This is a genomic window from Cohnella silvisoli (genome assembly GCF_021190915.1).
GTDB classification, from domain to species: Bacteria; Bacillota; Bacilli; order Paenibacillales; family Paenibacillaceae; genus Cohnella; species Cohnella silvisoli.
Genome location: NZ_JAIOAP010000037.1, coordinates 1 through 2446 on the forward strand (window position 1 = coordinate 1; position 2446 = coordinate 2446).

Annotated in this window: 1 protein-coding gene; it reads left to right on the forward strand. The window is 56.1% G+C overall.

The window, feature by feature from the left end:
* A partial coding sequence (locus K7P76_RS32950; RefSeq protein WP_232190340.1) for a condensation domain-containing protein occupies positions 1-2446 on the forward strand: 2446 nt, incomplete at both ends.

Sequence of the window (2446 nt, forward strand, 5' to 3'; positions counted from 1 at the left end):
CGGCGTCGTTCACGCAGCTGGAAGCAATGCCTTTGACAGCCAGCGGGAAGACGAACCGCAAGGCGCTGCCTGCACCGGAGGCGAGCATGGCGACGGGGACGGCCTACGCGGCTCCGGGAAACGAGACGGAGGAGAAGCTGGTCGGCATCTGGCAAGAGCTGCTGCGAGCAGAGTCGATCGGAGTAGACGATAATTTCTTCGAGCTGGGGGGTCATTCGCTCACTGCCGCAACTTTAATTGCACTTATACATAAGGAACTTAATCATACGTTGCTCTTAAAAGATATTTTCGACCATTCTACGGTTCGGTTGTTGGCTTGTCGGATCACGGAAGACAATGGATATGCTGGCGGCCGTGCTTACGAACCCATCGAGAGAGTGGGGATTCAACCGAGTTATCCGTTATCCTCGGCGCAATACCGATTGTTCGTCTTGCAAGCGATGGACGAGAACAGCACAGCCTATCATCTGCCTTCTATGATGAAAATTCGAGGTCCCTTGGACAGAGGGAGGCTGCTGACGGCTATCCGTATGCTTTCCGAGCGTCACGAAACGCTTAGGACCTCATTCGAATGGATGGATGGTTATCCTGTGCAGCGCATTAGCGAGGAGCCAATCGAAGAAATTGATTTCGAACTGATGGAAGAAGAACCGGATTTGGAAGCGTGCATTCGTTCGTTCGTTAGGCCATTTAGGATGTCAAAATCGCTGTTGTTCCGGGTTAAGCTGGCTCGTCTGCCGATAAGGGATAATCCCGAGCACTTGCTTCTGCTGGATATGCACCACCTCATAGCCGATGGCGTATCCTCAGCGGTGTTGGCCAAACAATTCGTCGAACTGTACGAGGGACGCATCGGCAATTCGCTTCCGGTTCAATACAAGGATTACGCAGCATGGCAGGCAATTTGGCTAAAGTCCGAGGAAAGCCGCGCGCAGGAGCTATTCTGGAAGGATAAGCTGTCGGGGGCAGTACCGGTATTGAACTTGCCGACCGATTATGCAAGACCTCCGCGGTTAGATTACGCAGGAGATGTATTATCCGTCTCTCTCGATTCCAGAGCGACCCGGAGCCTGGCCGAAATGTGCGCAAGAACGGGAACGACATTGTATATGGCGCTGTTAGGCGCATTCGCGGCACTGCTTCATCGCTACACCGGACAGAACGACATATGGATTGGAAGTCCCGTGGCGGGAAGGCCTCATGCCGACCTTGCGGATATGATCGGAATGTTCGTCAATACCGTCGTCATGCGCAACGAAGTGCATGGCGAGCTCACGTTCGCCGAGCAGTTGATGAAAGTGAAGAACAATACGCTGGATGCTCTTGCCCATGATCGTTTTCCGTTCGAGGAGCTGGTTGACAGCTTAGCGGTGCTCAGGGACGTCAGCCGCAATCCGCTGTTCGACGTGATGTTCGTCTTGCAGAACATGGGGCTGCCGAAAGTCGTTAACGGCGATGTTCAGTTTGAGCCGGTGGAGTTTCGCCGAATGACCGCCAAATTCGACCTCACGCTCGAAATCGTGGAACAGGCTGATGAACTTCGATGTCATTTCGAGTATCGGAAATCCTTATTCCGAAGGGAGACGATCGAGCGGTTGGCTGAGCACTTCGTACGGCTAATCGATACGTTCGTGAACAATCCGGAGCTTAAGCTTAACGATATCAGCCTGTTGTCGGAAGAGGAACATCATCAGGTCGTTAATACGTTTAACGCTACCATAGCGCCGTTTCCGCGAGAGCTGACGCTGCCCGAGCTGTTTCGCAGGCAAGCGGAAGCCGCTCCCGACAAGCTTGCCGCGTCGTTCGAAGCCGAATCGCTTACCTACCGGGAACTGGACGAGAGAGCCAACCGGATTGCCCGCAAGCTTCTGGCGACCGGTCTGCGATCCGGGGAACCCGTCGGGCTCATGGCGGAGCGCTCGCCGGAGCTGCTGGCGGGTTTGCTCGGGATATTGAAAGCCGGAGGCGCATACGTCCCGCTGCCGCCGGACTTCCCGGAAGAGCGGCTGCGGTACATGGCGGCGAATAGCGGGATTAAGCTCGTCTGCTCGCAGCGAGATGGGTTGGGCACGGCGAATTCCGCGGTGCCGGGAGCCGTCTTGATCGACTTGGACGATGCCGCTTGGCTTGATGGACCATCGCAAGCGCCCGACGTTGCCGTATCGCCGGAACAAGTTGCTTATATCCTCTATACGTCCGGCTCGACCGGAAGGCCGAAGGGCGTCATGATCCGCCACCGGTCGGTCATCAACCGGATCCACTGGATGCAGAAGGCGTACCCGCTCGGCGAGGACGACGTTATCCTGCAGAAGACGCCAAACAGCTTCGACGTATCGGTATGGGAGCTCTTCTGGTGGATGTTAGCCGGAGCGAGCGTTGCCTTCCTGGCTCCCGGCGCGGAGAAGGATCCGGGCTTGCTGATCGAAGCGGTCGACCGCCACCGGGT